Origin of the sequence: Streptomyces hokutonensis (genome assembly GCF_042751305.1) — a bacterium.
In the GTDB taxonomy this organism is placed as follows: Bacteria; Actinomycetota; Actinomycetes; order Streptomycetales; family Streptomycetaceae; genus Streptomyces; species Streptomyces hokutonensis_A.
The window spans coordinates 850,497-874,674 of the sequence record NZ_JBHYWD010000001.1 but is presented as its reverse complement, the minus strand read 5'-3'; the positions used below and the strand labels follow the sequence as shown (position 1 = coordinate 874,674).

Genomic DNA, 24,178 nt, shown 5'->3' with positions numbered 1-24,178 from the left:
GGGGGGCCGCCCGCCCCCTAGCCGCCGGGGGGGCGCGGGGGGCGGGGGCCCCCCCCGCGGGGGGGCGGGGGGGGGGGGGCGCGGGGGGGCCCCCCCCCCCCGGTCGGCGGCAGCGGCCACCGCGCGGACGAACTCGTGGTCGAGCGGGGTGGACAAGGTCAGTCCTTCAGGCCGGCGTTGATGTCGGCGCCCATGACGTAGCGCTGGAAGACCAGGAAGATGACGATCAGCGGGATCATCGAGATGACCGAAGCGCCCAGCAGGACCGACCAGTTGATGTTCTGCGCGCCGACGATGCTCTGGATGCCGATCTGCACGGTGAACTTGTTCGGGTCGTTCAGCATCAGCAGCGGCCAGATGTAGTCGTTCCACCGCCACTGGAAGGACAGGATGGCGAGGGTCAGCATGATGGGCCGGGAGATCGGCACCATGATCCGCAGGAAGATCGACAGTTCGCGGGCGCCGTCGATGCGGGCGGCTTCCACCAGTTCGTCGGGGACCGTGATGAAGAACTGGCGGAACATGAAGCAGCCGGTCGCGGTGAGCACGGCCGGGAGGATGATGCCGGCGAACGAGTTGTAGAGGCCGAGGTTGCGGACGACCAGGAACTCGGGGGCGAGCATGACCTCGCCGGGCAGCATCGTGGTGGCCAGGATGCAGATGAAGAACGCCTTGAGCCATTTGTTGTCGTACTTCGCCAGCGCGTAACCGGTGCAGCAGCTGACGCCCACCGTGAGGATCGTCGTGATGACGCACACGATGGCCGTGTTGATGAAGTACTGCGAGAAGTTGGCGCTGCGCCACGCCGCGGAGTAACCCGAGAAGGTGGGGTTGTGCGGAATGAAGGTCAGCGGATACGAGAACAGGTCGCTGGCCGGCTTCAGGGAGCTGAGGATGAACCACAGCACCGGCAGCCCGTAGAGGCAGGCCAGGATCCACAGCAGTGTCGTCGCGGGTACGGCCCGTCGGAGACCACCACTGTTCGCACCGCGGGGTCGCTTCTTGGAAACGGCTCGTCCGGAACCGGCGTCGACCTTGCGCGGCATGTCTGTGGTTGTCATCGGTTCTCCACCCGCCGGTTGACGATCAGCTGGATGATCGCGACGGCCATCAGGATGAGCATGAGCACGAACGACGCGGCGCTCGCGTAGCCGATCTGGCCCCGTTGGAAGCCGGTCTGATAGATGTACTGGACCAGCAGGTTGTTCGAGGTCCCGGGTCCGCCGTTGTTGAGGGAGACGAACACCGGGTACTCCTTCATCGCGTTGATCGTGTTGAGCAGGATCACGATGAACGAGGTGGGCGCGATGCTCGGCAGCGTGATGCTGATGAACTGGCGCCAGGGACCGGCTCCGTCGAGCGAGGCGGCCTCGTAGTAGGACACCGGCACGTTCTTGATCGCGGCGATGAACAGCAGCATCGAGAAGCCCGTCCAGGCCCAGGACGCCGCGAACACCACCACGATCAGCGAGAGGTCCGCGTTCGACTGCCACGGAACGGCCGAACCGCCGAACTTCTCGATGACGTAGTTGACCAGACCGAAGTTCTCGCCGAACAGCCACCGCCACAGGACGCCCACGACGATGGGCGACAGCAGCCACGGGATGAAGAAGATGACCCGGGCGACGGACGCGCCCTTAGCGTTCTTGCTCACCACCAGGTTGGCGGCGAGCAGTGAGAGCGCGAAGTTCAGCGGCACGAAGAGGACGGCGTACAGCAGCGTCCGGGTCAGCGCGTCGTAGAAGGTGGAGTCGCCGAACAGGTTGTGGTAGTTGTCCAGTCCGATGAACTGGAAGGCCCCCACACCGGTGTAGTTCGTGAAGGAGTAGACGAGCCCGATCACCGCCGGCCACACGAAGAACAGCGCGAAGAGCACGACGTTGGCCGCGATGAGGACGAGCGGCGCGAGGGTGTAGGTGCTGCGTCGTTTCCTGGGCGGCCTCACGGACACGTCCGCGGCGCTTTTTGTCATCTTCCTGACTTCCGTGCTGGTGGATGGATTGCTGTGGGCCCACACCGTGAGCCCGGCATCACGTGGGCGGCCAGGGCCGGGCGGCGGTGTCTCGATCCCGCCGCCCGGGCCCCTGGGCCTGCGATCAGCCGCCGACCGCCGTGTTGTAGCCGTCCACGATGTTCTGCAGGGCCTTGTCGACCGACTGCTGGCCGTTGATCGCCTTGCCGAGCTCCGTCTTGGTCGGGTCGGTGGCGAGGCTCTTGCCCTTCAGCACCCAGTTCGTCTGCGCGTTGTTGAAGTAGCCCGAGATCGGCGCGTACAGCGGGATCTCCTCGTTGTAGAGCTTGAACGCCGCCTGCGCCGCAGCCGACTTGAAGGGGTACTTCGGGCTCAGTCCGCTCTCGACCGGGAGGAAGCCGGAGGTCTCGACCAGCTCGGTGTACTGCTTGGGCTCGTACACCCAGGACAGGAACTTCTTGGCCGCGGCGGACGCGGCGCCGTTGTTATTGAAGCCCACCATCATGCCGCCGCTGTTGACGTCACTGGCCTGCACCGGCTGGGCCGGGGTCGGGACACTCGCCCAGTCGAACTTCTTGATGCTGTCCGCGAAGGAGGCGACCTGCCAGACACCGGACCAGTAGGCGACGACGTCACCGCTCTGGAACATGGCGGACGGGTCGGCGCCGCTCGTCCACACCGACTTCGGCATGGTCTTGTCGTCGTTCAGACCGACGAAGTACTTCACGGCCTTCTTGGTCGCGTCGTCCACCGAGAACTTGCCGGAGGAGTCCGCGTGGACGTACTTGCCGCCCATCTCGTACACCATGGCGCGCAGCCGGGACGGCGACTGGTCGAAGGTCAGGGAGTACTTGGCGCCGGTCTTCTCGCGGACCTTGTTGGCCGCCGCGATGAACTCGGTCCAGGTCCAGGTGTTCGTGGGCGAGGACGGGACGGCGACGCCGGCCTTCTCGAACAGCGACTTGTTGATGAAGAGGCCGGACGCGGTGACGTCCGAGGGGATGGCCAGCACCTTGCCGGACGAGTCCTTGGCGAGGAAGTTGGAGTTGATGTTGTTGGCCTTGTTGCCGGTGATCGAGCTGAGGTCGATCAGCTTGCTCGACCAGATCGGGTCGAGGGCGGGCACGTCGGCGACATCCGGCAGCGAGTTCGCCTGCGCGGCGTTGTGCAGCTTCGTCGGGTACCCGTCGTAGGGGATGTTGACGAGCTTGACGCTGACGCCCTCTTCCTTCTTGTACTGCGCCACCAGCTTCTTCCAGCCCGCGTCCTGGCCCGGGACCGTGGAGATCCAGAAGGTCAGCGACTTGGAGGTGCCGCCGGAGCTGGAGCCCGACCCGCAGGCGGAGAGGAGCAGGGCTCCTGCCGTGGCCGCGGCAGCGAGAGGAACCATGCGGCGCACGCCGCCGTGGACGAGTCGGCTGGAGCGCCGCGCACTCACTCTGGTCATCTTCGATCCCTTTTCTTCGTAGCGGAGGAAGCACGGCGCCATCCGAGGCGGCACAGGTGCATTCTGCAGAAAGGTTCGCTTTCCGGGGGCGTGGCCTCGCCCGGCCCCGCCGTTCTGATGGGTGGCATCCCCGGCCCTCTCGGCCGCTGCCGCACAAGCACACCCTGGTGCGGTTGCCGTACGTCTCGTACGGGCGGGAGGCTCACTCCGAGTCGACGTCCCGGCCGACTTAGAAAGCGCTTGTCCGGACATTGGCAGACCGAGTCCGAGGCCGTCAATCCTTCACCCCCGCGGCATCGGTCACGGTTTGGACTCCTCTGGCGACCGCGAGCCGCGCGGCCCCCACCACGGTGCCGAGATCACCGACCGTGCTGCTCACCACCTCGGTGGGCCAGCTCAGTCGCCCCAGCTCGGCCCGCACCCCGGGCAGCAGCTGCGGGTCCGTGCCCGTGCTGCCGCCGAGGACGATCAGTCCGGGGTCCAGTACGGCGGCGACGGCGGCGGCGAGTCTGCCCACGTCGGCGGCGTGCCGGCCGATCAGTTCGGACGCCGTGCGCTGTCCCCGCGCGGCCAGCGCGAACAGTTGGTCGGCGGTGTCGGGGCAGGGCCCGTCCGCGTTCTTGTCGGCCTGCCAGGCCGCCGCGGCCCGGCGCAGCAGCGAGCGGGCGCCGACGTACTCCTCCAGGGCCTCTCTGCGGGGCTCCACGGCGTCGTCCCAGGGGTAGGGCAGCCGGGCCAGCTCACCGGCCGCGCCGTTCGCGCCGCGCAGCACATGGCCGCCGACGACGATGCCGAGACCGATACCGACGCCGATCCGCAGATAGCCGAAGGTGTCGCGGCCCCGCGCGGCGCCCTCGTGCAGTTCGGCGAGCGCGGCGCAGTTGACGTTGTTCTCCAGGTGGACGGGCACACCGGGCGGCAGGGCGACCGTCATGGCGTCGAACACCGGGCCCGCCTTGGCGGTCGCGGGGCGCATCCCGGCGCCGGCCCGGTTCCGCGCGGCGACGTCACCGACGGCGACGACGACCGTGCGCAGCGGGGTGCCGGCGGGCAGCGCGTCGAGGGCCTCGCGCACGGCGTCGGCGGCGTCCTCGCGGGACTCGGTGGCCTCGGCCAGCAGGGTGCCGTCGAGGGCGCAGCCGCGCACCCGGGTGAGGGCGGGGCCGAGGTCGACGGCGAGTACGGCGCCGGCGGCCGGGCCGAGCCGGTAGACGGCAGCGTTGCGGCCGGTGCCGCCGGAGGCGGTGCCGGAGTGGGCGGCGAGGTTGACGCTCTCCAGTTCCACGACGGCGGAGGACACCGTCGGCTTGGACAGGCCGGCCAGGCTCGCGAGCTGCGGGCGGGTCGCGCTGCCGGCTCTGGCCAGCACCTCGAACACCGCGCTCGCGCTCTCGGTGAGCCGAGCCGCCGGCGCCACGACGTGTTCCACACTTCCCCCAGTTCACAGGCCGCGCGCCCGGAGGATTTCCATGGGCCGCGGCGATGGGATGTCCTGGCGTCACGCGGGCCCGGACTGTGGTTCCCGTTGCCTGATACGCGATGCCTCTTGACGCACTGTACTTCGTTAGTTAACTTCCTAACGAACGTCACGGTACTCGCCTGCCGTGGTCCGTCAGAAGCCCGTCCCGGGGCTTCCCTAGCGCTTCAACTTCCGTCCCCCCGGACACGGTTCGCCCACCGTCGCAGCACAGCGCAACGACGAAAGAGGTTCCGTGCAGGACTCCACGCCCCTCGTGGTCGGCATCGACGTGGGTGGCACCAAGACACATCTGCGCGCCTGCGCGGGCCCGGATGTCGTCGCCGACCACATCCGCGCCAGCAGCGGCTGGCGGCCGCACGACATCGCGACTGCCGCCGACTGGCTCACCGCACTCGTCCATGACGCCCTGCCCGCACACGCGCGCCCGTCCGCGGTCGCCGTGGGCGGGCACGCGTGCGAGACGCCCCGCCAGTGCGCCGAGATCCGGGACGCGCTGGAGAAGCGTCTCGGGATTCCCGCGCTCGTCGTGGGGGACGCCGAACTGCTCGTCCCCGCGGCCGGGTTGGACAAGGGCGTCGGCCTGGTGGCCGGCACCGGTTCCGTCGCGGTGGGCCTGCTCACCGACGGCAGCCGGCTCCAAGTGGGCGGCTGGGGCGCCGTACTCGGCGACGAGGGCGGAGCCGCCGGTCTCGTCCGCGAGGCGGCCCGCGCCGCGTGGGCCGCGCACGACCGGGGCGAGGCCCCGGACCCCCTCGCCCTGGGACTCGTCGAGGCGTTCGCCGTGGCCGAAGTGCCCGCGCTCGGCGCCGCGTTGGAAAGCGCTTCCGACGTCTCCGCCGACTGGGGCCGCCACGCCCGCGCGGTCTTCACCGCCGCCGACACCGGCTCGCTCCTCGCGCGCGAGGTGATAGCGGAGGCGGGTCGGTCGCTCGCCGAACTCGTCGTACGGCTCGCCGAACGCGGCGTCCCCGTCGACGACGTGGTGGTCGCGGGCGGCACCGTCCTCGCCCAGCCCCGCCTGTACGACGCCTTCACCACGGCACTCTCCGAGCGGGTACCGGGGGCGCGGCCGCAGCCCATCCGGGTACCGCCCGTCGAGGGCGCGGTGGCGCTGGCCCGTTCGATCCTGTGAACCGCGCAACTCCCGTTCACCCGGGGGTCATGTGACGGACGCCGAACCCCCTCCGCAGGGACACGGCTCGCCGTAAGCCTTCGCACATACGCGTCAGTAGACGTATGCGCTTTCATACGTCACACGCGCACCCCGAACCACAGCAGATCGCACGACCCCACCGGCCCCACGGGCCGTAGAACTCAAGAGAGGCACACACCCATGCCGTCACCCGCCGGGCACCGCACGGACGCCGGTCGTCTCGCCGTGAACAGACGTGGATTCCTCAAGACCTCGCTCGGCGCCTCGGCCGGTGTGGTCGCCGCGCCGACGCTGGTCGGCTGGCTGGCAGCGGCGGACGCCAAGGCCGCCACGGCTCCGCTCGCGTTCGTGGACGACTACAAGACGAACGTCATCACGAACCTCACCCCCGAGACCAACGCCGTGGTCCGGATCCTCGGCGGCATGGCCCGGATATGGAAGACGGGTGCCGCCTGGAACACCGGCACCCCGCTGCGGCCCGAGATCCTGCGCGCCAACATGCGGTACTCCATCGACCTGACCGCCCGCCGCACCCAGGCGCAGGCCAAGGAGGCGTTCCTCTACGACCGGCAGCACCAGAGCTACGCGATGATCGCGGGCCTGGGTCCGCTGGCCGACCTCTACAAGTCGGGCGCCCTGGCGGTCACTTCGATCACCAGCGCCCCGGACTCCACCCCGGCCACCACGATCAGCGACGCCGTCCCGGCCGGCGCCCCCGCCGGTTCCGCGCTCGGCGCCGGCTCGCACGACTCCGCGCTCGGCAAGGTCGCCGAACTCGTCGACACCCTGCGCGGCAACTACGCGTCGGGCAACCCGGGCAAGTACGCCTACCAGTACCCGCGCCCGTGGCGCATGAACGAGAAGAGCGAGGTCGTCGACACCGGCACGGTCGACGCGCTCGGCTACCCGGTCTACGACTCCAAGGTGATCGTCGCGCCCCAACTCCTGCGCCAGCGCAGCACGTCACCGACCGACGACGCCGGTTTCCCCAGCGGCCACACCAACGCCTTCCACCTGGCGGGCCTCGCCTACGCCTACGCCGTACCGGAACGCTTCCAGGAACTGGTCACCCGCACCCTGGAGTTGAGCCACACCCGGATCATGGCCGGCATGCACTCCACGGTCGACGTCATCGGCGGTCGCATCATGGCCACCGCGCTGGCCGCCGCCACCCTCGCCGACCCGGCCAACGCCGAACTCAAGGCAGCGGCCCGCGCCCAGGCCCTCGCCTACTTCGAGGCGCAGACCGGCACGACCGCGGACACCCTGTACGCCTACGCGCACTCGGCGACCACCGCGACCGACCCGTACGCGGACCGGACCGCCAACTCCCGTCTGGTGGAGCCCAAGTTCACCTACGTCCTGACCCGCAGCGGCCGTGACACGGCACTGACCGTGCCCAAGGGCGCGGAGGTCCTGCTGGAGACCCGGCTGCCGTACCTCGACGCGGCCCAGCGGCGCGAGGTACTGCGCACCACCGCGCTGCCCTCCGGTTACGTCCTGCTCGACGGCTTCGAGCAGTGGGGGCGCCTCAACCTCTTCGCGGCGGCGGACGGTTACGGCTCCTTCGAATCCGATGTCGTCGTCGCGCTCGACGCGGCGGCCGGGGGCTTCGGCGCGGCCGACGCCTGGCGCAACGACATCGACGGCTGCGGCGGCCTGACCAAGCAGGGCACCGGGACGCTCACACTGACCGGGCACAACGCGTACACCGGCGGGACCGTCCTCAAGTCCGGTGCGCTGGTGGCCGGTTCGGCGCACGCGCTCGGCCACGGCGACGTGAGCGTGCTCGGCGGTTCGCTGCGGGTCTCCGAGTCCGTGCAGATCCACGGGACCTACGCGCAGCAGTCCGCCACGCTGGAGGTCACGCTGCGCTCGGGCCACCAGCCCGCCGTCGAGGTCACCCGGCGCGCGACGCTCGGCAAGGGCAGCGCGCTGTCCCTGCGGCTCGACGCCGAGCACCCGCCGGCCGCCGGTTCCACGGTGCGTGTCCTGGGCGCCTCGGCGCTGCGCGGCCAGTTCGACAGCATCACGCTGAACTCGGACAAGCTGCGGGCCGTACCCGTGTATACGGCGGAAGGTCTGTCGGTACGACTCCTGAAGCGGTGACGCCCCTGGTGGCGGGAGCGATGCGACAGTAGGGCCATGACCCGGCCCCGCATCGCTCCCGCCACCGAGCGGCCGTCCTCACCGCAGGGCGGATGATGGCGCGCGAACAGCACTCGGTCCTCGACCCCGGCACGCTCGACGACGGCGGTCCTCCGCTGCCGCGCGCGACGGAGAGCCGGCCGGCCCGCCTCCGCACCGGGCTGCGGCGCCACCGGCGGTGGCTGCTGCCGCTGATGGTGGCGCTGCTCCTCGCGCAGATGGCCGCCGTGATGGTCACGACCGCCGTCCAGCAGACACCGACCATCGACGAGCCGGTGTACGTGGCCACCGCCACCGTCTATCTGCGCGAGCACAGCCTCGACTACAACCCCGAGCACCCGCCCCTCGGGAAGCTGGTGATCGCCGCCGGGATCGCCCTCGCCGACCCGCACTTCGACGCCTCCTACAAGGGCGACCAGGGCGAGTTGGGCCGCCATCTGCTGTACGAGTCGGGGAACGACCCCTGGCGGCTGATGTTCTGGGCCCGGCTGCCGGTGATCGTGCTGACGCTGCTGTTCGGGCTGGTCGTGTTCGCCTTCGCCCGTGAACTCGTGGGCGCGGCACGGGGGTTGGCGGCACTCGCCCTCTACGTGTTCTCCCCCGACGTGATCGCACACGGCTCGCTCGCCACCCTCGACGTGCCGGAGGCCGGCTTCCTGCTGACGTCGGTGTGGCTGCTGTGGCGGGCCCGGCGGCGGCCCCGGCTGTACGTCCCGCTCGCGGGCGCCGCGCTCGGTGCGGCCGTGGCGACCAAGATGAGTGCCCTGCCCGCCGTACCCGTGCTGATGCTCCTTGCAGTGGCGTCGGTGTGGTCCGGCCGCTGTCCGGCCGACCGTGACGCCCGGCGGCGGACGCTGCTCCTCGGCGCTGCGGGCGCGGTGGTCGTCGCGGTGGTGACGGTCGCCGTCGTCTGGGCGTCGTACCTCGTGGTCGACCCGCATCTGCGGTTCGCGTCCACGGAAGCGGTGCCCGCCGTGCACGGGCTGCGGGGGCGGGTGGTCGAGCTGCTGCCGTTCCCGCGGGCGTTCCTCGACGGGATGCGCATCCAGTTCGGCCTGGAGGACTACCCGTGGCAGGGCTTCCTGTTCGGGCACCTCTACACCGGGTCCCACTGGTACTACCTGCCCGCCGCGCTCCTGGTGAAGACCCCGCTCGGCATGCTCGCCCTGTGGGCGGCGGGTGCCGTCACGGTCGTGGCGGTACGGCGGCTGCGGCCGGCGGCGCCCTATCTGCTCGTCCCTACGGCCGTACTGCTGGCCGCTGCTATGGACGGCTCGCGGGACTTCGGTACGCGGTACGCGATCTTCGTGCCGATGTTCCTGGCGGTCGCGGCGGCCTGTGTGCCGTTGCTGCGGTGGCGGTGGGCCGCGTTGTCCACGGCGGTGCTGGTGGCGTTCGTCGCGGTCAGTTCGCTGCGGACGTTCCCCTACTATCTGCCGTACTCCAACGAGGCGTTCGGCGGACCGGCGAAGACCTATCTGCGGCTGCACGACTCCAACGTGGACTGGGGCCAGGACCTCGGCCGGCTCGCCGACCGGCTCCATGAGCGCTACCAGGGCGAGCGGATCTGGCTGGTCTACAAGGGCAGCGGGGTGCCGTCGTACTACGGCATCCAGTCGTCCGATCCGCGCAAGGTGGGCGTGCGCGAGGTGCACGGTCTGCTGGTCGTTTCGGACACCTCGATCGACAAAGCTCAGGGGAAACTGGCCGAGTTGATCGACAGCAGTCGCCCGATCGATCAGGTCGGTCATTCGATCACCATTTACCGGCGCTGATCGCCCGCTGGTCACAACGCTCTGTGAGCTATGTTGAGTGACCGTGGGAGACAAAGGAGGCGGATCCGTGCCATCGCCGCAGCAGGCACGCGCCCAGGCATCCGCGATCACCTCGGGAAAGACCGACCCGGAAGTCGGGGCGGCGCCGACTTCCCAGCTCCGCGAACTCTTCGACGGGCCACGGCTGTCACCGGGTCAGCGGCGCATCGCCCAGTACCTGATCGAGCACATCACCGAGGCCGCGTTCCTGTCCATCACCGACCTCGCGGAACGCGTCGGCGTCAGCCAGCCCTCGGTGACCCGGTTCGCCGCGGCGGTCGGCTTCAGCGGTTACCCGGCGCTACGGGAACGGCTCCAGGCGATCGCCCTGAGCACCCTCGCGGGCGGCCCGGCGGCGGCCGAGGTCAACCGCAGCAACGAACTCCAGGCCGCGGTCGACGCCGAGATCGAGAACCTGGAGAACCTGCGCCGGGACTTCGCCGACCCCGACCGGCTGATCGACGTCGGCCGCGAACTGTCGGCGTCCACCCCGCTGACCGTCCTCGGCCTGCGCATCTCCGTCTCGCTGGCCGAGTACTTCGCGTACGCCGCACGCCGTATCCACCCCGACGTACGGCTGGTGACCCGGGGCGGCAGCGTCGCCTACGACGCGATCCTGCAGTCCCGGGAGGCGGGCGGCACCTGGCTGCTGGCCTTCGACATGCCGCGGCACGCGCACGAGACGCTGACCGCGATCCGGGTGGCGCGCAGCGCCGGGCTCAAGGTGGCCCTCGTGACCGATCTGGCGCTCGGCGCGCTGGCCGACGAGGCCGACGTCACCTTCGCCACCGGCACCGGCTCCCGCCTGGTCTTCGACTCGTACGCGGCACCCGGCGTGATGGCCTCGGCGCTGCTCCAGGCCATGACGGACGCCGATCCCGAGCGCACCCAGGCCCGCCTGGAGGACTACGAGCAGATCGCCGAGCAGCACCAGTTCTTCATGCGGGACTGACCCGCCACTCCCCCCTTAGATCATTTCAAATGGGGACAGTTCTACTTATTTCACGCATGAATGTTTTCATACGTCTTGCAAAGCGGACGGCATATATAAATACTGCTCACGGATCGCGTCCGGCCCACTCCTGACCCGTTCCGCACCCGTGAGCCCAGCGCTCGCACCCGCCCCGAGAAAGCACCGGTCCGCCCATGCGCACGCCGCTCCACCTGCCGCGCCGGCGACACCCGTCCCTCCGGGGCTCCTGCACGGACACCCCCAGCCGCCGTCTCCTACCCGCGTCGGCGCCAGGGGTGTTCGGTCGGGCATCGCCTGCGCGAGCGCCCAGGGCGGCCCCGGTCATCCCCTAGACCGGGGCCGCCCCACACCGTCGAACCACCCCCCGCGACGCCGCACCCCGGGAAGCGAAGACATGCAACTCACCACCACCCGCATCAGCCAGGACTGGCCCTGCCAGGTCAAGACACCCGGCAGCTACGACTGGGAGCGCTCGGCCGCCAAGTGGCTGCGCGAGCTGGTGCCGGCCCGCTACGCCGGCTACCCCGCGTTCATCCGACACCCCGTGCTGCTCGCCCGCCACGCCCAGATCCAGGTCCAGCACGAGATCCGCGTGGCCCGCACCGCCCTGCAGACCGCACGCGCCGACCTGCCCGGCCTCGGCCTGCCGGAGTCGGTCATCGAGCACACCATCAAGCTGTACGCCGCCGAGCTCCTCCAACTGCAGCACATCGCGCGCAGCGTCCGCGCGGTGACCGAGGCACTGGTCGGACACAGCACGGGACGCTGACCGGCGCCTCGAAAGCGCGGGCGTTCACCATGGACGGCGCGGCGTCGTTGGACGACGGCGTCGCGCCCCCTGCGAACCGAAGGCCATGCCGATGAGCGGCTCCCGTATTCCGGGCCTCGTACTGCCCGGAGTGTTTCTGCTGGCCCTCGTCGTGGGCGCGTTCTGGTACTGGCGACACCGCGACGACGACTGAGCGGCCCGTCCGCGCCGCAGGCCTACTGGCCGTCGAGTGTCGTGCGGGACTCCAGGTCCTTGCGGGTGTCGTCGCCGTAGACGCCGTTCTCGTCGCCGCGGATGCCGTACCAGAGCTGGAAGCGGGCGACCGCCTCCTTGAGGGTCGCGTCGTACTGGCCGCTGGTGGAGCCGTTCTCGTAGACGTTGGGTATGCGCAGCAGCCGCTGTTCGAGCTCGGTCACCTGGGGGCCGCTGTCTCCCTCGCGGAGGGTGCCGGCGCCGTCGGGGTCGGCAGTGCTCGTGGCGGTCGCGGAGGTCACCGGGGTGGGCGTGGTGACCGGCTGCACGGTGCTGGCCTCGCCTCTGCCGGGCAGCAGCAGGGCGCAGGCGAAGCCGACCAGGGCCGCGGCGCTGACGCCGATGGTGATGGCGGCCCGGCGGAGACCGGGGCCGAAGGGGCTGTCGCTCGGTACCGGGCGGAAGTCACCCCGTACGGGCGGCAGTTCCTGTGTCTCGTCGTCCGAGCCGGAGAACGACCGGGGCAGCAGGACCGACTCGAAGACGGAGGAGTCCCGGCGGGTGTCCCGCATCAACTCCGCGAGGTTGTCGGAGCGGCGGCGGCGCAGCACGCGTGCGGGTTCCAGGACCGGGCCGCCGGACGAGGCCCCCGGTTCGGGCGGTGTAGACACACTGCTCTCCTTCCGTTCCGCGCGCACGGATCTCCGCCGATCCCCTGGAGAGATACGCGCGCACGGCCTCAGGAGTTCAGGTCACGCTCCGACGAACCGGCGCAGGGACGCCTTCAGCGCGGCGACGAACGCGTCCCGGCGCGTGTCGTCGAGGGCCTCCAGGGAGAGGTAGGGGTTCAGGTCCTCCAGCTCGACCAGCAGCAGTCCGCCCTCGGGGGCACGGCAGGCGTCGACGCGCTGGATGCCGTGGTCGATGGTGTTCCAGTCGACGAACCGCTGCGCGAACTCCAGGTCGGCGGCGGTGGGTTCGTACGTTTCGAGCCGCCAGCGCTGCTTGGTGTCCGGCGCGTACAGGGCGTACTGGAAGTCGTGGTCGACGAAGTAGAAGGACACCTCGTACGAGAAGTCGACGCACGGCTGGACCAGGACACTCCCGTCGGCGAGGGCCGGGAGGCGGTCCGCCGTGACGATCTGCAGGCCGATCGAGTCGGCGCCGAGCTTCGGCTTGACCACGTACCGGTCCGAGCGCGGGAGCCGGTCCAGGTCCTCGATCCGGTCGACGGTCGGGATGACGGGGAATCCGGCGGCGCTGAGGTCGAGGAGATACTGCTTCCCGGCCATGTCCGCCCGGCCCGAGAGTTGGTTGTAGACGCGGGCTCCGGCCTCGGTCGCGCGCTCGCGGAACGCGTCGTACTCCTTCTGGTACCCGAGGACGGGACCGCTGTTGCGGACCACGACCGCGTCGAACGCGTCCATCAGTCCGGCCGCGTCGAGCGGATGACACAGCGCCAGGTCGAAGTCCTCGCGCAGCCGGGAGGTCAGGTCGATGTCCTCGTCACAGTAGCGGCGCCCGCGGGCCTGGTACGCCAGGTCGGTGACGTACAGGATGCGGGGGCGGGCCGGAGGCGGGGAGGGCATGTCGGTTCTCCTTGGCTGAAGGTGTCGAGTTGGCTGAGGTGGGGAGAGCGTTCGCGCGTAATGATCAAAACGGTCGTGCCGGATTCACCGGGTGGGCGGCCCGCCTCCGCAGGAGGCACGGATCCTCAACTCGGGGAGGAGTTCCACGTGTTGACGAGGAGCCGGCCGTGCTCCGTTCCCGCGCTCGGCGAGCCGGCCGAGCAGCAGCTTCGCGGCCAGCTCCCCCACCGACCGCTTCGGCGGGGCCACGGCGGTCAGCGGGACGTCGGCGAGCGGGGCGACCTCGTCGTCGTAGGCGATGAGTGCCAGGTCGTCGGGGACGCGGATGCCGAGGGCCTGGAGCCGGGGTACGAGCACGATCGCGTCCTCGTCGCCGTGGACGAGGGCGGCGGTGACCCCGCGTCGGCGTACCGCGTCGGCCAGGAAGTCCACGCTCGCCTCGTAGTCGCCGTGTTCGCGGACCGAGGGGGCGCCCGGGGCGGTTTCGAGGCCGAGGGAGCGTACGGCCGACTCGTAGCCCGCGGTGATCTGCGCGGCGTGCGGGCCCTCCTGGAGGACCGCGGTGATCCTGCGGTGGCCGAGGGCGGCGAAGTGGCCGACGGCGACCGCGGCGCCGTGGGCCCGGTCGGTGCGCACCCGGTCGAGGGCGGCGGCCGGGTTGCCGGGCGGGGCGGAGCGTTCGACCAGGACGGTGGGCACGCCCCGGTCCACGAGCCACCGCTCCTGGCCGCCGACGGGCACACCGCCGGACCAGCTGGGCGCGACGAGCAGTCCTTGCGCGCCGCCCGCGAGCAGATGCCCGGCCTGTACGGCGTCCTCCGTGTCGACGTATCCGGACACCCCGAGCACCAGCCGGCCGCCCCGGGCCCGGACGGCCTCGCGGGCGCCGCGCACGATGTCGGCGAAGATCGAGGCGGTGGTCGGCACGATCATTCCGATCACCGGGCCCTCGGCGGGCTCCCGCCGCACCGGCGGCTCCACGACGCTCTCGCCCGGCCACACCACCGCGCCGTGCAGTCGCCGTACCCGGCCCTGGCCGGCCAGTGCCTCCACGTCGCGCCGCAGGGTGACGGCGGAGACGCCGAGTTCCGCGGCGAGTTCGGCGACCCGCAGGCTGCCGCGCTCGCGGACGAGTTCGAGCACCCGCTCGTGGCGCTGGTCGACGTGGAGTCGCATGGGTCCCCCTGATGGCACTGCCGGTCGCCGTCACTCTATGCCGCGGACCGTATCGACCGTCTCGATCGTCTCGACCGCATCGGTGGTCGCGCTCCGTCATGAGATTCAGGGGACTCAGTTCCCTCCTGGCTGCGCACTGAGTGCCATCCGTGTCGGCCTGGTGCTACGTTCCCGTCCATGAGCTCCAAGCCGCCCATGCGGGACGCCCTGGTCGCGGCCGCCTTCCAGCTGTTCCTGGAGCGGGGCTACGAACAGACCACCATCGACGACATCGTGGCACTGGCCGGGGTCGGACGGCGGTCCTTCTTCCGCTACTTCCCGTCGAAGGAGGACGTCGTCTTCCCCGACCACGAGCGCTGCCTCGCCGACATGACGGCGTTCCTCGCGTCCGGCGGCGACGAGCACGAACCCGTGCGGCGGGTCTGCGACGCGGCCCGGCTCGTGCTGCGGATGTACAACGAGAACCCGACCTTCTCGGTCCAGCGCTACCGCCTCACCAAGAAGGTGCCGGGCCTCCGCGCGTACGAACTGTCGGTCGTGTGGCGCTACGAACGCGCCCTCGCCGACTATCTGCGCGGGCGGTTCGCCGGGCGCCCCGACGGCACCCTCCAGGCCGATGTGATCGCCGCCGCCGTGGTCGCGGCGCACAACAACGCGCTGCGTTCCTGGCTGCGTTCGGACGGGCAGCGCGACGCGGCCACCGAGGTGGACCACGCCCTGGGGTATGTGCAGTCCGCCTTCGGGAATCCGCCGGCAGCCGTGGCCGTGCAGGTGCAACAGCGGCCCGAGGACGTCGTGGTGGTCGTCTCCCGGCGTGACGCACCGCTGTGGCGCGTGGTCCAGGAGATAGAGTCCGCGCTCGGTCGCGGCTGAACCGGAAAATACGAGGGTACGCAGTATCTTTACGCTTGGCACTGAGTGCCATACGCTGTGGTCGTGCACGGTGGCACGGTGAACCGCGCACAGGCGTGCCCGGCTCGGCCGCGCACGCGGGATTCCGGCCGAGCGCAGGGAGTTGACAGCGTGTACCACCACTCAGGATTCGCGACCCGTCCGGCAGTCGGCTCCCCGGCGGGCGTACTCGAACCGCACAGCCCGGACGGGGACACCATCCTCTTCCAGCGCTGCACCTGGTGCGGCACCTCGATGTACCACCGGCTCCTGTGCCCGGTCTGCCAGGGCGGCGACCTGCGCACGGAGCGCAGCGAGGGCACCGGTACGGTGCGCCACTCGACGGTCGTGCACCGCAACACCCCGGCCGCCCGCAATGTGTCGCTGATAGAGATGGCCGAGGGCTTCGTGGTGCGGGGCCGGGTCATCGGTCACCCCATGGGCATCCACAGCGGGGACCGCGTCCGGCTGTCCACGGCCAAGGACCCGGTGCGCGGCGAACCGGTCTTCCAGCTCCTCGACGAGCCGTACCGCGCCTGGCACTGACCTCCGGCACCGGTCGGCAACGGATTCCTGAACGGCCGTGCCGCGCGGCCGAGTTCGGGGCCGGCCCTCGAAGATCGGCCGATTCCTCCTCCACAGGCAACCCACAGGCTGTGCTTCCCGTCCTCCGGGGCGCGAGGGGCTCCCGGGACCGACGGGACGCCCGCGTCTGGGGTTCGAGGAGGAGAACACATTGTTCCGTGCCCGGCGAATATGGGTCACGGCCGCGGCGGTGCTCGCGGTGGCGGGTGGGGTGTCCGGGTCCGCGCAGGCGGTACCGCCCTCGGACACCGGACCGTTCACGACCACGGCGACGGCCGACGACGGCACTCTGCCCCCGGGTTGGCGGATCACCGGGAAGGGATCCGCGCAGCAGCTGGTGTGGCGCTCGGGCAGGCAGGTGCCCATGGGGGACGCCCGGGTCGAGTTCCACGCCGGTGGCCGGCTCCTCGGCGTACCGAGTCCGGCGAAGGACGGACGGACCTTCCGGCTCGGCCTCGACGCCACCGTGCCCGGGAAACTGACGGACCTTCAAGTAGTGGCCGGCGGACGGAGATTGGACGCCGCCGGTGACAACAGCGGCTCCGACACGGGCCGTTCGGGGGCCGTCGCCCGCCCCGCGGCCCAACTCCCGGCCGCCGCCGTCGATCCCGGCAAGCCGGGTGCGTACCGTACGACGACCGGCGAGTACACGCTCGACTCGGTCCGGCTGCCCGGGTATCCCGCGCCGATCGAGATGAAGGCCGTCGTGGTCGCGCCGAAGGGCGCCACCGGCAAGCGGCCGCTCGCGCTGTTCCTGCACGGCCGGCACTACACCTGCTACAAGCCGGGCACCGAGGACATCACCGGTGACTGGCCCTGTCCGACCGGCACCAAGTCCGTTCCGAGCTACCGGGGTTACCTGCGCGACCAGCAACTCCTCGCCTCCCAGGGCTATGTGACGGTGTCGATCTCCGCGAACGGCATCAACGCCCAGGACGCCGATGCCGAGGACGCCGGAGCGCAGGCCCGTTCGTCGCTGATCCGGCTCCACCTGGCGCACTGGGCGGACTGGTCCGCCCACCCGGGGACCGCTCCGGCGGTCGTCCGCGACGTGCCGCCGGCCGACCTCTCCCGCGTCCTGCTGATCGGCCACTCGCGAGGCGGCGAGGGCGTCAACCGGGCGGCGATGGACAGCCTCTATCCGCCGCCGGCCGCGCAGGACGGCTATCACGGCCCGGTGCGCTGGAAGATCCGCGGCACCGTCCTCATCGGCCCGACGATCTTCGGCCAGAACCCGGTGGCCGATGTGCCGTCGGTGACCCTGCTGCCCGGCTGCGACGGCGACGTCTCCGACCTCCAGGGCGAGGTGTACGTCGACGGAACCCGCGGCGTCAGCCGAGGCACGGCGCTGCACAGCGCGGTGTACATCGAGGGCGCCGACCACAACTTCTTCAACACCGAGTGGACGCCGGGCCAGGCCCAGGCGCCCGCCGAGGACGACTTCTACAACGATCCCGACCAGCGGGACGCGGTGTGCTCGCCGGGCACCGCGACCCGGTTGACGGCCGACCAGCAGCACAAGGCGGGTTCCACCTACATCGCCACCGCGGCCCGGCTGTTCGTCGCCGGTGACGACCGGGCGCGCGAGCTGCTCGACGGCTCGGGCCGCCGGGCGCCCTCGGCGGACCCCGCGCGGGTCCTCACCCACGCGGTGGGCGCGAACCGCGGCGCCGGCTTCCTGCCGGACGGTCAAGTCACCGTGTCCGGCGGCAAGTTGTGCTCAGCGGTGGACCCCTCTCCGGCGGTCGCCTGCCTGAGCGACAGCCGCCTGGGCCTCTCGCCGCACTTCGCTCAGTGGGACACCAGCAAGGAGATCGGCCGCCGTGCCGTCGCGCTGCGCTGGTCCGCGGCCGGTTCGCCGACGACGGTACGTCCGGCCAAGCCGGTCTCCCTGAGCGGCGCCAAGTCCCTCGCCCTGCGGGTGATCGTGCCGCCCAACACCACCGGCACCCAGTTCGACGTCTCCCTCACCGACACGTCGGGCCACCGCTCGACCCTCGGCCGGGTCCGCGTCGACGGGCTGCCCGGCACCGAGCGCACCGCCTCGTACTGGGCGCGCGAGGTCCGGGTACCGCTGACCGCCGCCACCCGCGCCGGAATCGACCTGCGCCACGTCAAGTCCCTTGCCCTGACCCCGCGTTCGCGCTCCGGTCAGGCGTGGCTGATGGACGCCTGGGGCTGGCGCCCCGGCACTCCGGCGGCCGTCGCGGCCCCGCTCCCGCGCGTCGACATCGGCCGGCTCACCGTCAAGGAGGGCGACTCGGGCGTCAAGACGTACCGCGTCCCCGTCCAGGTGTCCGGCCGGGGCAGCGGCCAGGTGCGCGTCTACGTGTCCGACCCGGCCACCGGCCAGGACACATCCCGTCTGGTCACGGTGCGCCCCGGCGGCCACGACCTCGACGTATCGGTCGAGGTGAAGGGCAACACCCGCTTCGACTACGGCACCCAGCACGACCTGTTCGTGAAGGCGGTGCACGGCGTGGTGGTCGGCGCGCATCACGGTGGCGTGACCACCGAGAACGACGACCCGATGCCCACGTACACCGTCACCCCGGTCGCCGACCGGGTCACCGAGGGACAGCCCCTGAAGTGGAAGGTGACGCTCTCGACGCCCGCCGACGTGGAGCTCAACCCCGTGTTCGCCGTCCAACCGGTCGCCACGGGGCCGGAGTTGTCCACCCTCGACGTCGACGCGCAGTGGCTCCGCGAGAACTCCGGAGAGGAGCCCACCCCGGAGCGGCCCCTGTCCACGGTGCCGAACCTGGCCCTCTGGACGACCGTTCCAGCGGGTCGGCCGAGCGCGGAGGTCAGCCTGCCCACCATCACCGACCAGGTGACCGAACAGCCCGAGTCCGTGCTCTTCCGGGCCATGGACGACAACGGCAACCCGCTGCCCGACGGCCCGGTGCTGACTGGCACGGTGCTCGACGCGTCGTAGCCGGACGGGACGCCGTACGAAGCGAAGGGGCCGCAGCCCGAAGGCCGCGGCCCCTTCGCCGTGCGGTGGGTCAACTCCCCTGTTTCGTCCCGCCGTTCATCTTGGCGCGGTTCTCGGTGAGGAGTTGCTGCACGCGTTGTTCGATCTCGCGCGGGTCCAGGCCCAGGGCGGCTCCGATGTGGGCCGACCACACCTCTGAGCGGAGGTTGGTCTCGAAGTCGAGGTCGGCGCGGACGTTCTCGCGGGTCGCCTGCCGGTTCTGGCTCACCATGACGAAGGTCGACAGGAAGATCGCCTCCAGGCTGACGATCATCGTGAGCAGTCCGAACGGGTACGGGTCGAAGATCCCGGCGTGCCCGAGGAGCCCTTCGTTGAGGGCGATCCAGACGGCGAACCACAGGGCGTGCAGATAGACGAAGAGCATGGTGCCGGCGAAGGCCGTGATGGCGTCGGCGACCCGATCCTGGGTGCTGCGCATCCGGGCGAAGACGATCCGCTCCTGCCGCAGCCGCAGCTCGGCCGGGGTCAGCGCGGGGTCCACGGGCGCTCCCTGGGTTCGGTGTGCACGGGGTCCGTTCTCAGGCCTTGAGGGTGACGCGGATGCCGACGGTGGCGTCGAGCCCGCGGCGCAGCCGGCTGCCCAGAAGCGTGAGACGGCCGGTGAGGCCGTACTTGCGCTTGATGAGGGCGCGGTAGTGGGTGGTGGTCTCGGCGTCGGTGAGCTCGGCGGTGGCGGGGACCTGGTCGCCGGTCGGGTTGCCGCGCAGGTCGCAGGGGCCGACGAGGACATCGGCGCGGGCCCGGATGCGCTTGACCTTCCAGGAGTCGGCGACCGTCCACACCCCGAGGGTGTCGCCGTCGCGCACCACCCACACCGGGGTGGGGACCGGGGAGCCGTTCTTGCGGTAACTGGTGATCAGCAGGTACTGGCTTGCGCCGAGCCGGTCCAGCGGGGTCTCGTCCATGGTCGGCAGTCTAAGCACCCGAGGGTGCCCGCAGGAGTTCGAGATACCGGAGGGCGAAAAGGTATGCGTCTCCGGGCCAGCGCGCCGACAGGTAGCTGCCGTCCTCCACGACGAACGCGTGCGTGTCGTCGCTCGCCGTGCCGCGCCGGGTGAGCTCCCTGGGGCCGCGTTCGAACTGCGTGCCCGGGTCGTCGAGGGCGGCCCGCACCTCGTCCTCCACATAGGCCGGGTAGGTGCGGTAGTAGCGGCCGAGACGCCAGGCGGTGGTCAAGTAGGCGGTGCGTTCCATGTACTTGGGCAGGCAGGTCGTACGGCGTCCGGCGAGGACGCTGCGCCCGGCGGCCGGGTCCTGGGTGCGGGCGAGCACGAGGACACCGTGGCAGATCGCGCCGACCGGACGGCCGAGGGACCAGAACTCCCCCACTTTCGCCCGCAGTTGGGCCGAGCCGAGGTACTGGCGCATACCGGGCGCGTGGCCGCCCGGCAGCAGCAGTCCGTCGAACCCGGTCACGTCCACGTCCGCCCAGGCGACCGTCGCGCCGAACTCCGGTGCCTCGGTGAGCTGTTGGTAGAACCGCTTCGGTTCGTCCTCGGCGCCGAGCTGTCCGAAGAGGACGCCGGTCAGCAGCCGGGGGTCGGCGGCGGGCCGCGTCCCGGCCCGCTCGGTGGCGAGCACGACCTCGTGCCCGGCGTCGGTGAGCAGCCGCCAGGGCACGGCGACCTCGGTGACGTCGAAGTCGCGGTCGGGAACCGGCATCAGCACGCGCATGGGCTCATCATGGCAGCGGGGTCGACTGCTCAGGACCTCCGGCGACTCCGTCCGGCATGGCCCGGCGGTTCTGCCCCGCGCCTCCCGGCGACTCCACCCCAGGCCACGCCCCGGCGACCCCATCCCACATGGCCCAGCCGCTCTCCCACAGGACCCGGCCCGGCTCGCCTCAGCGTCGTGGCCGTCTGCTCACCCCAGCGCCGCCGCCATCCGCCGTACCGCTTCCGTGATCACCTCCGGGGACGTCGCCAGATTGAGCCGTACGTGCCCCGTGCCGCCCGTGCCGAAGTCGACACCCGGGCTCAGCGCGACCCGGCCCCGTCGCAGGAAGACGTCCGCCGGATCGCCGCCCAGGCCGAGTTCACGGCAGTCCAGCCAAGCGAGGTAGGTGGCGTCGCCCGGTCGGTACCCCACGGCGGGCAAATGCTCGGCGAGCAGCTCGGTCAGTAGTCGGCGGTTGTCGTCGAGGCCGGATAGCAGCGCGTCCAGCCAGGCCGTGCCGTCGCGCAGGGCGGCGGTGTGGGCGATGACGCCGACGTGACTGGGGCCGTGGCCGACCTCCTCGGGCAGGCGGGCCAGGTCGGCGGCGGACGCGGGGCCCGCGACGGCCAGGGCGGCCTTGAGGCCGGCGAGGTTCCAGGCCTTCGACGCCGACATCAGCGACAGCCCGCGCTCCGCGCCCGGGACGCTCAGGTAGGGCACGAAGGTGGCGCCCGCGGCGAGGACCGGTGCGTGGATCTCGTCGGCGACGACCCGCACGCCGTACCGCTCGGCGAGGGCGGCGACGGCGGCCAGTTCGGCGGCGGTGTGTACGGTGCCGGTCGGGTTGTGCGGGCTGCACAGCAGATACGCGGCCCGCCGCCCTCCCTCGACCGCGCGCCGGAACGCGTCCTCCAGGGCGCCGAGGTCGAGGCGCAGGTCCGCGCCCAGCGGCGCTTCCACGACCTGCCGGTCCAGGTGGGTCACGAACTGGAAGAACGGCGGATACACGGGCGGGTTCAGCACCACCGGATCACCCGCCCCGGTGACCAGCCGGAGCATCTCGACGACGCCCAGCATGACGTCCGGCACGATCCGGGTGCGTTCCACGGCGAGCCCGTCCCAGCCCCACCGCTTCTCCGCGAACGCGGCGAGCGCCTCCGCGTAGGCCGTACCGGCGGGATAGCCGGTGTCCCCGAGGGCGAGCGCGTCCGTGACCGCGCTGACCACGGCGTCGGCGAGCGGCACGTCCATCTCGGCCACCCACACCGGCAGCACGTCCTCGGGGTAGGTGCGCCATTTCATGCTGGTTCGGCGTCGGAGGCGGTCGAGGGTGAGCGCGCGCAGGGGATTCGGTTCACCGGCCGCGGCCTGCGGGTTCCTGGTCATGGGGCTCAAGATAGGGGGACCACGGCCCGTGGGCGACGGGCCGCGCCGAGGCCAACTCGGCGGTCCGGAGAGCCTGTTGTGGCCGGCGGCCGAAGCCGATCTTCCATCGGGTGAACGGGACGGTGCCGGGCCACGTATGGAGGAAGGGCACCTCAACGACCAGAGGTCCTCGCGGTGTTCGGCACCGCACGTTCGGGGTTCGGGAGCCAGGCATGAGGCACGCACGACGACGGGTCGTCCGGCGAGTGACACGGTTGACGGCCGTCGGCGGACTCCTGCTGGGAGGTGCCATGGTCACCCAGGCGGCCATGGCGAGTGACACCCCGGGCAGGGACGCCGCCACGCTCAGCGCGCCGGAGACGCCCGCGGACAAGGGTTCCGCTCTGGTGGCGAAGCTCGGTTCGGCCCGCACGGCGGGCAGTTGGGTCGACTCCGGCGGCCGTACGGTCGTCGCGGTGACCGACAAGGCGACGGCGGCCGAGGTGACGAAGGCGGGCGCCGAGGCGAAGGTCGTGCCGTACAGCATGAACCAGCTGAAGTCGGCCGCGAGCACGCTGAGTTCGGCGCCCAAGGTGCCGGGCACCGCGTGGGCGATGGACTACCGGAACAACAAGGTGCTGGTGGAGGCCGACAGCAGTGTCTCCGCCACCAGCTGGGCCGCGATGACGAAGGTCGCGAAGAGCATCGGCGCCTCGGTGGAGATGCAGCGCACGCAGGGGAAGTTCACCACCCGGATCAACGGGGCGCAGCCCATCCTGTCGACCGGCGGCCGTTGCTCGGCGGGCTACAACGTGACCAACGGCCAGACCGAATTCATCCTCACGGCCGGGCACTGCGGCCCGGTCGGCTCGATCTGGTTCGCCGACAACCAGGGCGACCAGCAGCTGGGCAAGACGGTCTCCGACAACTTCCCCGGCAGCGACTTCTCCCTGGTGCAGTACGCGAGCGGTTCGGCGGGCGAGGGCGCGGACGTCGTCGCGATCGGCAACGGCAGCGGGGTGACGATCACCGGCCTGGCCGACGCGGCCGTGGGCGAGAAGGTGTTCCGCAGCGGCAGCACCAGCGGGCTGCACGACGGCGAGGTGACCGCGCTCGACGCGACGGTGAACTATCCCGAGGGCACGGTGACCGGTCTCATCCAGACCACGGTGTGCGCCGAACCGGGCGACAGCGGCGGCCCGTTGTTCTCCAACGGCATCGCGCTCGGGGTGACCTCGGGTGGCAGCGGTGACTGCAAGGCGGGTGGTACGACGTTCTTCCAGCCGCTGACCAAGGCGCTGGCCGCGCTCAACGTCAAGCTGCTGGTGGCGCCGAAGACGGCTGCCTCGCCCGCGCCGTCCGCCTCGGCGGCAGGCAGCGCGGCGGGCACCGGCTCGGTCACGCCCGGGACGTCGGCGCCGGCGACGAACACCACGGCGGGCACGACGACTCTGGCGTCCCGGCTCACGGACCCCAAGAACGTGGGCCCGGGCCTGCTGGTGATCGCGGGCAGCCTGATCGCGCTGGTGGCGACGCGCTGGATCCGCGCGGAGCAGGACCGTAAGGCCTTCCAGCGGCACTATTCGGCGATGTGGGGCTGATCACGCGGGGAGTTCGTCGCGGGTGATCGTGGGTTATCGGGTCGGGTCGGGTCGGGTCGACGGGGGCTCGACCGGCTGGACCGAGGGTCACGAGGAAGGCCGGGCGACGGGATCCGAACGACAGCTGCGCACCGGGCCGGACGGCTGCTCTCAGGCCGCCGTGGCCGGCTGAGGAGGCGCGGTGGCCCACTCCATCACCAGCCGCCGGTACTCCTCGCGCTGTTCGACGCTCAGTGTCCCGCCCGATCGGAGCCACAGGGCTCTGATCTCCTCGTTGACCTCGGCTGCCGATCGCTCGGTGGCTGATTCAACACGGGTGGACATGGTGTGAAGCATACGTCGCCGTAGGTGAAGGCGATGTGAGTAATC

General features: G+C 71.1%; 21 protein-coding genes. 9 read left to right on the top strand and 12 right to left on the bottom strand.

The features are described from left to right. Positions 1-158: 158 nt before the first annotated feature. The 4 genes from ACFXC1_RS04040 to ACFXC1_RS04025 all read right to left on the bottom strand — a co-directional run bounded on the left by ACFXC1_RS04040 (position 159) and on the right by ACFXC1_RS04025 (position 4,836). Positions 159-1,061 carry a carbohydrate ABC transporter permease gene (locus tag ACFXC1_RS04040; RefSeq protein WP_381238405.1) on the bottom strand — a complete coding sequence of 301 codons (903 nt, stop codon included), beginning with the start codon at positions 1,059-1,061 and terminating at the stop codon, positions 159-161. Then, on the bottom strand, positions 1,058-1,972 hold the full coding sequence (locus ACFXC1_RS04035) for a carbohydrate ABC transporter permease (protein ID WP_043662342.1): 915 nt from the start codon (positions 1,970-1,972) through the stop codon (positions 1,058-1,060). The genes ACFXC1_RS04040 and ACFXC1_RS04035 overlap by 4 nt, the downstream gene beginning before the upstream one ends. 124 nt (positions 1,973-2,096) lie before the next feature. Next, the gene (locus ACFXC1_RS04030; protein ID WP_381238403.1) at positions 2,097-3,419 is read right to left on the bottom strand and encodes an extracellular solute-binding protein; all 1,323 of its coding nucleotides are present in this window, start codon (positions 3,417-3,419) and stop codon (positions 2,097-2,099) included. A 274-nt stretch (positions 3,420-3,693) separates the two neighbouring features. After that, complete coding sequence (locus tag ACFXC1_RS04025) at positions 3,694-4,836, bottom strand: ROK family protein (RefSeq protein WP_381238401.1); 1,143 nt, start codon at positions 4,834-4,836, stop codon at positions 3,694-3,696. A 295-nt stretch (positions 4,837-5,131) separates the two neighbouring features. Between ACFXC1_RS04025 and ACFXC1_RS04020 the strand changes: the two genes are divergently transcribed. From ACFXC1_RS04020 to ACFXC1_RS04000, 5 genes are all read left to right on the top strand, one after another. Continuing rightward, positions 5,132-6,031 (top strand): N-acetylglucosamine kinase, encoded by a 900-nt coding sequence (locus ACFXC1_RS04020; protein ID WP_381238398.1) that lies wholly within the window; start codon positions 5,132-5,134, stop codon positions 6,029-6,031. A gap of 201 nt (positions 6,032-6,232) precedes the next feature. Continuing rightward, entirely contained in the window at positions 6,233-8,161 is a 1,929-nt protein-coding gene (locus ACFXC1_RS04015; protein WP_381238397.1) for a phosphatase PAP2 family protein, read from the top strand. Between the two features lie 92 nt (positions 8,162-8,253). Continuing rightward, positions 8,254-9,975: an ArnT family glycosyltransferase gene (locus tag ACFXC1_RS04010; protein WP_381238394.1), complete on the top strand. Its 1,722-nt coding sequence runs from the start codon at positions 8,254-8,256 to the stop codon at positions 9,973-9,975. A 67-nt stretch (positions 9,976-10,042) separates the two neighbouring features. Further along, the gene (locus ACFXC1_RS04005; protein WP_381238392.1) at positions 10,043-10,966 is read left to right on the top strand and encodes a MurR/RpiR family transcriptional regulator; all 924 of its coding nucleotides are present in this window, start codon (positions 10,043-10,045) and stop codon (positions 10,964-10,966) included. 415 nt (positions 10,967-11,381) lie between these two features. Then, positions 11,382-11,756, top strand: a complete 375-nt coding sequence (locus tag ACFXC1_RS04000; RefSeq protein ID WP_381238389.1) for a hypothetical protein — start codon at positions 11,382-11,384, stop codon at positions 11,754-11,756. Positions 11,757-11,971: 215 nt separating this feature from the next. Here the strand turns inward: ACFXC1_RS04000 and ACFXC1_RS03995 are convergent, their stop codons facing one another. The 3 genes from ACFXC1_RS03995 to ACFXC1_RS03985 all read right to left on the bottom strand — a co-directional run bounded on the left by ACFXC1_RS03995 (position 11,972) and on the right by ACFXC1_RS03985 (position 14,713). Continuing rightward, positions 11,972-12,619, bottom strand: coding sequence for a peptidoglycan-binding protein (locus tag ACFXC1_RS03995; protein ID WP_381238386.1), 648 nt, complete (start codon positions 12,617-12,619; stop codon positions 11,972-11,974). A gap of 81 nt (positions 12,620-12,700) precedes the next feature. Next, positions 12,701-13,537: an ATP-grasp domain-containing protein gene (locus tag ACFXC1_RS03990; RefSeq protein ID WP_381238384.1), complete on the bottom strand. Its 837-nt coding sequence runs from the start codon at positions 13,535-13,537 to the stop codon at positions 12,701-12,703. 84 nt (positions 13,538-13,621) lie between these two features. Then, on the bottom strand, positions 13,622-14,713 hold the full coding sequence (locus ACFXC1_RS03985) for a substrate-binding domain-containing protein (protein ID WP_381238381.1): 1,092 nt from the start codon (positions 14,711-14,713) through the stop codon (positions 13,622-13,624). A gap of 195 nt (positions 14,714-14,908) precedes the next feature. Between ACFXC1_RS03985 and ACFXC1_RS03980 the strand changes: the two genes are divergently transcribed. The 3 genes from ACFXC1_RS03980 (at position 14,909) to ACFXC1_RS03970 (ending at position 19,127) form a co-directional block, all read left to right on the top strand. Next, entirely contained in the window at positions 14,909-15,586 is a 678-nt protein-coding gene (locus tag ACFXC1_RS03980; protein WP_381239434.1) for a TetR family transcriptional regulator, read from the top strand. Between the two features lie 150 nt (positions 15,587-15,736). Beyond that, positions 15,737-16,150, top strand: coding sequence for a Zn-ribbon domain-containing OB-fold protein (locus ACFXC1_RS03975; protein ID WP_200710276.1), 414 nt, complete (start codon positions 15,737-15,739; stop codon positions 16,148-16,150). Positions 16,151-16,340: 190 nt separating this feature from the next. Next, a complete protein-coding gene (locus ACFXC1_RS03970; protein WP_381238378.1) occupies positions 16,341-19,127 on the top strand; it encodes an alpha/beta hydrolase in 2,787 nt (928 codons plus the stop codon). A 70-nt stretch (positions 19,128-19,197) separates the two neighbouring features. On the opposite strand, the gene ACFXC1_RS03965 is transcribed toward ACFXC1_RS03970, so the two are convergent. From ACFXC1_RS03965 to ACFXC1_RS03950, 4 genes are all read right to left on the bottom strand, one after another. Continuing rightward, entirely contained in the window at positions 19,198-19,668 is a 471-nt protein-coding gene (locus ACFXC1_RS03965; protein WP_381238376.1) for a DUF1003 domain-containing protein, read from the bottom strand. A 37-nt stretch (positions 19,669-19,705) separates the two neighbouring features. Continuing rightward, positions 19,706-20,092 carry a PPOX class F420-dependent oxidoreductase gene (locus ACFXC1_RS03960; RefSeq protein ID WP_381238375.1) on the bottom strand — a complete coding sequence of 129 codons (387 nt, stop codon included), beginning with the start codon at positions 20,090-20,092 and terminating at the stop codon, positions 19,706-19,708. 10 nt (positions 20,093-20,102) lie between these two features. Then, entirely contained in the window at positions 20,103-20,861 is a 759-nt protein-coding gene (locus ACFXC1_RS03955) for a type 1 glutamine amidotransferase domain-containing protein (RefSeq protein WP_381238373.1), read from the bottom strand. A gap of 189 nt (positions 20,862-21,050) precedes the next feature. Beyond that, on the bottom strand, positions 21,051-22,229 hold the full coding sequence (locus ACFXC1_RS03950; RefSeq protein ID WP_381238370.1) for a MalY/PatB family protein: 1,179 nt from the start codon (positions 22,227-22,229) through the stop codon (positions 21,051-21,053). A gap of 212 nt (positions 22,230-22,441) precedes the next feature. Between ACFXC1_RS03950 and ACFXC1_RS03945 the strand changes: the two genes are divergently transcribed. Continuing rightward, positions 22,442-23,809: a S1 family peptidase gene (locus ACFXC1_RS03945; RefSeq protein ID WP_381238368.1), complete on the top strand. Its 1,368-nt coding sequence runs from the start codon at positions 22,442-22,444 to the stop codon at positions 23,807-23,809. 150 nt (positions 23,810-23,959) lie between these two features. Here ACFXC1_RS03945 and ACFXC1_RS03940 read toward each other — a convergent pair whose 3' ends face one another. Further along, positions 23,960-24,145 carry a hypothetical protein gene (locus ACFXC1_RS03940; protein ID WP_381238366.1) on the bottom strand — a complete coding sequence of 62 codons (186 nt, stop codon included), beginning with the start codon at positions 24,143-24,145 and terminating at the stop codon, positions 23,960-23,962. Positions 24,146-24,178: the final 33 nt, after the last annotated feature.

What these genes read in the sequence shown, in the direction of transcription:
- ACFXC1_RS04000 (WP_381238389.1), top strand. Translation starts at nt 11,382, where the DNA reads ATGCAACTCACCACCACCCGCATCAGCCAGGACTGGCCCTGCCAGGTC.
- ACFXC1_RS04035 (WP_043662342.1), bottom strand. Translation starts at nt 1,972, where the DNA reads ATGACAAAAAGCGCCGCGGACGTGTCCGTGAGGCCGCCCAGGAAACGA.
- ACFXC1_RS04030 (WP_381238403.1), bottom strand. Translation starts at nt 3,419, where the DNA reads ATGACCAGAGTGAGTGCGCGGCGCTCCAGCCGACTCGTCCACGGCGGC.
- ACFXC1_RS03990 (WP_381238384.1), bottom strand. Translation starts at nt 13,537, where the DNA reads ATGCCCTCCCCGCCTCCGGCCCGCCCCCGCATCCTGTACGTCACCGAC.
- ACFXC1_RS03940 (WP_381238366.1), bottom strand. Translation starts at nt 24,145, where the DNA reads ATGCTTCACACCATGTCCACCCGTGTTGAATCAGCCACCGAGCGATCG.
- ACFXC1_RS03955 (WP_381238373.1), bottom strand. Translation starts at nt 20,861, where the DNA reads ATGCGCGTGCTGATGCCGGTTCCCGACCGCGACTTCGACGTCACCGAG.
- ACFXC1_RS04040 (WP_381238405.1), bottom strand. Translation starts at nt 1,061, where the DNA reads ATGACAACCACAGACATGCCGCGCAAGGTCGACGCCGGTTCCGGACGA.
- ACFXC1_RS03985 (WP_381238381.1), bottom strand. Translation starts at nt 14,713, where the DNA reads ATGCGACTCCACGTCGACCAGCGCCACGAGCGGGTGCTCGAACTCGTC.
- ACFXC1_RS03980 (WP_381239434.1), top strand. Translation starts at nt 14,909, where the DNA reads ATGCGGGACGCCCTGGTCGCGGCCGCCTTCCAGCTGTTCCTGGAGCGG.
- ACFXC1_RS04015 (WP_381238397.1), top strand. Translation starts at nt 6,233, where the DNA reads ATGCCGTCACCCGCCGGGCACCGCACGGACGCCGGTCGTCTCGCCGTG.
- ACFXC1_RS04010 (WP_381238394.1), top strand. Translation starts at nt 8,254, where the DNA reads ATGATGGCGCGCGAACAGCACTCGGTCCTCGACCCCGGCACGCTCGAC.
- ACFXC1_RS03950 (WP_381238370.1), bottom strand. Translation starts at nt 22,229, where the DNA reads ATGACCAGGAACCCGCAGGCCGCGGCCGGTGAACCGAATCCCCTGCGC.
- ACFXC1_RS03960 (WP_381238375.1), bottom strand. Translation starts at nt 20,092, where the DNA reads ATGGACGAGACCCCGCTGGACCGGCTCGGCGCAAGCCAGTACCTGCTG.
- ACFXC1_RS03945 (WP_381238368.1), top strand. Translation starts at nt 22,442, where the DNA reads ATGAGGCACGCACGACGACGGGTCGTCCGGCGAGTGACACGGTTGACG.